Raw genomic sequence first — 6,348 nt, 5'->3', positions numbered from 1 at the left:
GTTGGCGTCGACCAGCTTGTGGATGGCGCGGAAGATCAGGCGGTGGTCATGCCGATAGAAATCGCCATCCGACACCTGATCCAGCACCTTCTCCCAGGCATTGTTGTCCAGCATCAGGCCACCGAGCACGGCCTGTTCGGCCTCGATGGAATGCGGCGGCACCTTCAGGGCAGCGGTTTGCAGGTCGAGCTGTTCGGGATGGGTAATCTCGTTCATGGCCACGAAAGAATTCTGGAAGATGAAAAAGACAAAGGGCACGGCCTGTAATAAACAGGACCGTGCCCGATGTTAACCGCCTGGCCCGCGAGGGACCAGCCGATTGCGCAGCTTAGGCAGCTACGACGACCACACGTACGGTGGCTTCAACGTCGCTGTGCAGGTGCACGGCTACGTCGTATTCGCCAACCTGACGGATGGTGCCGTTCGGCAGACGAACTTCAGCCTTGGCCACTTCAACGCCGGAGGCGGTCAGGGCGTCAGCGATGTCGTGGGTGCCGATCGAACCGAACAGCTTGCCTTCGTCGCCAGCGGTGGCAGTGATGGTCACTTCCAGCTCGGCCAGTTGGGCAGCGCGGCTTTCAGCCGATGCTTTCTTGTCTGCTGCGGCTTTTTCCAGCTCAGCGCGGCGCTCTTCGAACGCGGCCAGGTTGGCGGCGTTGGCAACGGTGGCCTTGCCGAACGGCAGCAGGAAGTTACGGCCGTAACCGGCCTTAACGTTTACTTTGTCGCCCAGGTTGCCCAGGTTGGCGACTTTTTCCAGCAGGATCAGTTCCATTTGGTAAAACCTCTTAACTTTTAACCTTCACCGTTCGCGGAATCGTCACCCTGCGAAGGGGACTTGCGACCGCGAAAATCAATCAGGCTGTCGACAATGGCCAAAACCACGAGCAACGGATACATCAGCTGCATGAGCAGCGGCAACGTCACGTACATCCCCACCAGCCAGAAGCCGGCCAGTCGCCCCTGCGCCACCAACCCATGAATCAGGGCGATGCCAGCCAGAAGCAGTACCAGGCTGGAAGCCGATGCCAGCACGATGAACTGTGACCCGATAAACGGACCCAGTGCCATCAGCGACACCAGTGCCAGCATGGGCACCGGCGGTAGCCTCAGTTCGCGAAACTCGCGGCCGAAACCACCGGGGTTGTACAACGCTGCCTGCCAATAGCGCGCCAGCATCAAAGCCAGCAGGCTGAACAGCTGCAGCATTACCGCACTGGAAGCGACCAGCAAAGGGCCGATCAGCTCACCAGGTAGTACGGGTTTGCCTTCGAACTGCGGCAGGGCTTTTTCAAGCGCCTTGGCCAACACCTCGAAGGTCTCGCGCAGCACCGCATCCAGGATCAGGCTGTACAGCAAGCCTAATACGACACTGGACAGCAGCACCCGGCTCCAGGAGTGCCCGGCACGCAACAGCGCAGCCAGGCCCAGCGTTCCCAAAAACACCAGCAAGGTGCTGGGTTCGCCGAAGTACCACATGACCACCGCCGGCAACAGGCCCCAGGCGATGACCGATGAAGCATCCTTGAAACCACGCCGCAGGAACACCAGGCTCCCGGCGGCGGCACTCAACCAGAACAGCAGCGGCAGTACCGCACTGATGACCACCACGAAGGTGGCCTGCACACGACCGCGCATGATGAAACTTGCCAACGCTCGCATGCTTATCCCTTGCTACTTAAGTCGACGACCCGGTCTCAGCGGCCGTGGCTGTCGGTGTAGGGCAGCAGGGCCAGGAAGCGGGCGCGCTTGATAGCGGTAGCCAGCTGACGCTGATAACGAGCTTTGGTACCGGTGATGCGGCTTGGAACGATCTTGCCGGTTTCGGATACGTAAGCTTTCAGGGTGTTGAGATCTTTGAAGTCGATCTCTTTCACGTCTTCAGCAGTGAAGCGGCAGAATTTACGACGACGGAAGAAACGTGCCATGTGATTGGCTCCTCAAAAGGTCCGTGGATTACTCGTCAGCGTTATCGCTGTTGTCGCTGTCATTGCTGTCGTCGCCATCGACGCCATCAGCACTGTCAGGACGTTCGCGACGCTCACGGCGCTCGCTGCGGTTCTCTTCTGCCTTGAGCATCTCGGACGGGCCGGTAACGGCTTCGTCACGACGGATGACCAGGTTACGGATCACGGCATCGTTGTAGCGGAAGTTGTCTTCCAGCTCGGCCAGGGCCTTGCCGGTGCATTCAACGTTCAGCATCACGTAGTGAGCCTTGTGAACATTGTTGATTGCGTAGGCCAGTTGACGACGGCCCCAGTCTTCCAGACGGTGGATTTTGCCGCCGTCTTCTTCGATCAGCTTGGTGTAACGCTCAACCATGCCGCCGACTTGCTCGCTCTGATCCGGGTGGACCAGGAAGATGATTTCGTAATGACGCATGAATGCTCCTTACGGGTTAGTAGTCTGCCAGCGAATCTGGTCAGACAAGGAGTGAATGACACTGTAAGTCTTGCCCCGGCGTGTAGGCGCATGCGCACCGGCCAGCTGGCAAGGGGCGCAATTGTAGAGAAGGCCGGGGGGACAAGCAAGGTGATTGGCGAATATTTGAACAGCCGGAAACATATTCGCGGAGCGGGGTTCGTGGGAGCGGGCTTGCCCCGCGATACGATGGCAAACCCACCACCGCCATCGCGGGGCAAGCCCGCTCCCACAAGCCCGCCCCGCAAGCAACGAATCAGCGCTTGGCCTGGCGCTGACGCACGGCCTCGAACAGGCACACCCCGGTGGCGACCGAGACGTTCAGGCTGCTGACGCTGCCGGCCATCGGCAGCTTGACCAGGAAATCGCAGTGCTCGCGGGTCAGGCGACGCATGCCCTTGCCCTCGGCGCCCATGATCATCACCAGCGGGCCGGTCAGGTCCTGCTGGTAGATCTCCTGTTCGGCCTCGCCAGCGGTACCGACCACCCACAGCCCGCGCTGCTGGAGTTTTTCCAGGGTGCGGGCAAGGTTGGTCACGGCCACCAGCGGGATCACTTCGGCGGCACCACAGGCCACCTTGCGCACCACGGCAGTCAGGCTGGCCGACTTGTCCTTGGGGATCACCACCGCGGTAGCGCCCGCGGCATCGGCGGTGCGCAGGCAGGCGCCGAGGTTGTGCGGGTCGGTGACGCCATCGAGCACCAGGATCAGCGGCGGGGTTTCGGTGCGCTCGAGCAACTCTTCGAGCATCAATTCACCCCACACCTGGCTCGGGCTTACCTCGGCCACTACGCCCTGATGCACGCCCTCGACCCAGGCATCGAGCTCGCGGCGCTCGGCCTGGCCGACCTGGACGCGGTTTTCCGCGGCCAAGGCCAGCAAGGCCTGCAGACGCGGTTCGCTACGGCCTTCCGACAGCCAGATCTGCTTGACCCGCTTGGGATGGTGCTGCAGCAGTGCCTGGACGGCATGCACGCCGTAGATTTTTTCCAGCTGACTCATGACTTGTTCTTGCCTTTACGTGGCGCGCCGGACTTCGACGGACCCTTGCGATGCTTGGTCGGTTTGCCGGAAGCCGACTTGCTACCTTTTTCCGACTTGCTGCTGGCATGCCCGGTGCGCGCATCGCTCATCAGCGCTTTCTTCATCTCGCGACTCTTGCGCACTTCGGCGTTACGCTGGACGGCGTCTTTCGGGAAGTAGGCATCGGCGGTTTCGCCTTTGCGGCTGCGCGGTTTGGGCGAGATTTTCGCCTCGCCGGCAGGCGCTGGCTGCGCCGCCGACTCGGTGGCGGCACCGGCGCGCGCCTTGCGGCCAACCGGCGCGGTGACGGTCTGCTCGGACATCTCGAAGTCGATCTTGCGCTGCTCGAGGTCGACGCGCATGACCTTGACCTCGACCGTGTCGCCAAGGCGGAAGCTGCGCCCGGTACGCTCGCCCGACAGGCGATGGTGAACCGGATCGAAGTGGTAGTAGTCACCCGGCAAGGCGCTGACATGCACCAGGCCTTCGACATAGATGTCGGTCAGCTCGATGAACAGGCCAAAGCCGGTCACCGCCGTGATCACGCCTGGGAAGATTTCCCCGACTCGATCTCGCATGTACTCGCACTTGAGCCAGTTGACCACGTCGCGGGTGGCCTCGTCGGCGCGGCGCTCGGTCATCGAGCACTGCTCGCCCATCTGCTCGAGGGCATTCTCGTCGTACGGGTAGATACGTGCCTTGGGGATGCTCATGGCGCCGGCACGCTTGACGTGCGGGGTATCGACCTTGGAGCGGATCACGCTGCGGATCGCACGGTGCACCAGCAGGTCCGGGTAACGACGGATCGGCGAGGTGAAGTGGGTGTAGGCTTCGTAGTTCAGGCCGAAGTGGCCATTGTTCTCGACGCTGTACACCGCCTGGCTCAGGGAGCGCAGCATGACGGTCTGGATCAGGTGGAAGTCCGGGCGCCCGGCGATGCTCGCCAGCAGGGCCTGGTAGTCCTTCGGCGACGGATCCTTGCCCTTGTGCAGGCTCAGGCCCAGCTCGCCAAGGAAGGCGCGCAGTTTTTCCAGGCGTTCCGGCGGCGGACCGTCGTGCACGCGGTACAGCGACGGCACGTTGTGCTTCTGCAGGAACGCGGCGGTGGCGACGTTGGCCGCCAGCATGCATTCCTCGATCAGCTTGTGGGCGTCATTGCGCACGGTCGGACGAATTTCGTCGATCTTGCGGTCTTCGCCGAAGATGATCCGGGTTTCCTGGGTCTCGAAGTCGATCGCGCCACGGGTGTGACGGGCCGCCAGCAGCACCTTGTACAGTGCGTACAGGCTCTTGAGGTCTGGCAGGACCGCACTGTACTCCTCGCGCAGGGCCTTGCCTTCGCGGGTACGGGCATGCTCGAGCATGCTGCTGACCTTGTTGTAGGTCAGGCGCGCGTGGGAGTGGATGACCCCCTCGTAGAACTGGTAGTCGACCATCTGGCCGGCCTTGTTGATGGTCATTTCACAGACCATGGCCAGGCGATCGACGTGCGGGTTCAACGAGCACAGGCCGTTGGACAGCTCCTCGGGCAGCATCGGGATGACGCGCTCCGGGAAGTACACCGAGTTGCCGCGCTGCTGTGCTTCGGTGTCCAGGGCAGAACCCAGGCGCACGTAGCTTGAAACGTCAGCGATCGCCACGTAGAGGCGCCAGCCGCCAGAGAACAGGCGCAGCTTGCCCAGCGGCTCGCAATAAACGGCATCGTCGAAGTCACGGGCGTCTTCACCGTCGATGGTGACGAACGGCAGGTGACGCAGGTCGATGCGCTTCTCTTTGTCTTTTTCTTCGACTTCGGAGCGGAACTTGCGCGCTTCCTTGATCACGTCCTGGGGCCAGACATGGGGAATGTCGTAGCTGCGCAGGGCGATGTCGATCTCCATGCCCGGGGCCATGTAGTTGCCGATCACTTCGACAACGTCACCTTGCGGCTGGAAGCGCGGGGTGGGCCAGTGGGTGATCTTGATCGAGACGAACTGGCCGATCTTCGCGCCGCCGTTGCGCCCGGCGGTGACCAGCACTTCCTGCTGGATCTTCGGGTTGTCCGGCGTCACATAGCCGATGCCGCCTTCTTCGAAGTAGCGGCCGACCACGCTCTCGTGGGCACGGGAGATGACTTCGACCAGCACGCCTTCGCGGCGGCCACGGCGATCGACACCGGAGACCCGGGCAAGGCCGCGGTCACCGTCGAATACCAGGCGCATCTGCGAGGGGCTGAGGAACAGGTCTTCACTGCCGTCGTCGGGGATCAGGAAGCCGAAGCCGTCGCGGTGGCCGGAGACACGGCCGCAGATCAGGTCGAGCTTGTCTACCGGGGCATAGGTGCCACGCCGGGTATAGATAAGCTGGCCATCACGCTCCATGGCGCGCAGGCGGCGACGCAGGGCTTCGATCTGGTCTTCTTCATACAGACCGAACTCTGCCGCCAGTTCTTCGCGGGCAGCCGGTTCGCCACGGTCGGCGAGGCGCTGCAGGATCAGCTCACGGCTGGGGATAGGATTGTCGTATTTTTCCGCTTCGCGAGCGGCCTCGGGATCGAGGGATTGCCAATCGGCCATCAGAAGGGGTTCACCTTGGGGTATATAGATATGAATTCTGGCATAGGCGTATTGAAACCGGAAATGTCAGCCTTGGACAGCCCCAGCACAGTGTCCGCCGGGCAGTAATAGGCCTGCGGAATCAACAAGTTGAATTTTTTGAAATTTTTTTCGCTCGGGGGGTTTACAGCCTCCAGGACCGCCCGTATAGTGCGCACCACAACGACGGACAACCCCGAAGTTGTAGTAGAGATGAACGGCGCTGTAAAGCATCTTGTAATCTCGAATGTGTGCCCAGGTGGCGGAATTGGTAGACGCGCTGGTTTCAGGTATCAGTGACTTAACGGTCGTGGAAGTTCGAGTCTTCTC

Annotated in this window: 8 protein-coding genes; all 8 read right to left on the bottom strand. The window is 61.7% G+C overall.

Features of this window, described 5'->3' with window-relative positions:
• A partial coding sequence (locus F6X61_RS26280; RefSeq protein WP_306109426.1) for a DnaB-like helicase N-terminal domain-containing protein occupies window positions 1-216 on the bottom strand: 216 nt, incomplete at its 3' end.
• A gap of 112 nt (window positions 217-328) precedes the next feature.
• The gene (rplI, locus tag F6X61_RS26275) at window positions 329-775 is read right to left on the bottom strand and encodes a 50S ribosomal protein L9 (protein WP_011535934.1); all 447 of its coding nucleotides are present in this window, start codon (window positions 773-775) and stop codon (window positions 329-331) included.
• Window positions 776-795: 20 nt separating this feature from the next.
• The gene (locus tag F6X61_RS26270; protein WP_153789210.1) at window positions 796-1,662 is read right to left on the bottom strand and encodes a hypothetical protein; all 867 of its coding nucleotides are present in this window, start codon (window positions 1,660-1,662) and stop codon (window positions 796-798) included.
• A gap of 35 nt (window positions 1,663-1,697) precedes the next feature.
• The gene (gene rpsR, locus F6X61_RS26265; RefSeq protein ID WP_003249563.1) at window positions 1,698-1,928 is read right to left on the bottom strand and encodes a 30S ribosomal protein S18; all 231 of its coding nucleotides are present in this window, start codon (window positions 1,926-1,928) and stop codon (window positions 1,698-1,700) included.
• 28 nt (window positions 1,929-1,956) lie between these two features.
• Window positions 1,957-2,382: a 30S ribosomal protein S6 gene (gene rpsF / locus F6X61_RS26260; protein ID WP_110996123.1), complete on the bottom strand. Its 426-nt coding sequence runs from the start codon at window positions 2,380-2,382 to the stop codon at window positions 1,957-1,959.
• 295 nt (window positions 2,383-2,677) lie between these two features.
• Window positions 2,678-3,424, bottom strand: a complete 747-nt coding sequence (rlmB, locus tag F6X61_RS26255; protein ID WP_153789209.1) for a 23S rRNA (guanosine(2251)-2'-O)-methyltransferase RlmB — start codon at window positions 3,422-3,424, stop codon at window positions 2,678-2,680.
• Window positions 3,421-6,000: a ribonuclease R gene (gene rnr / locus F6X61_RS26250; RefSeq protein WP_153789208.1), complete on the bottom strand. Its 2,580-nt coding sequence runs from the start codon at window positions 5,998-6,000 to the stop codon at window positions 3,421-3,423. Before rnr ends, rlmB begins: the two co-directional genes overlap by 4 nt.
• Before the next feature lie 66 nt (window positions 6,001-6,066).
• Window positions 6,067-6,348, bottom strand: a 282-nt coding sequence (locus tag F6X61_RS27145) for a hypothetical protein (protein WP_218575555.1), incomplete at its 5' end; no start/stop codon positions are given.

The organism is Pseudomonas sp. EMN2, assembly GCF_009650555.1.
Classification (GTDB): Bacteria; Pseudomonadota; Gammaproteobacteria; order Pseudomonadales; family Pseudomonadaceae; genus Aquipseudomonas; species Aquipseudomonas sichuanensis.
This window is presented reverse-complemented; position numbering and strand designations above follow the sequence as displayed.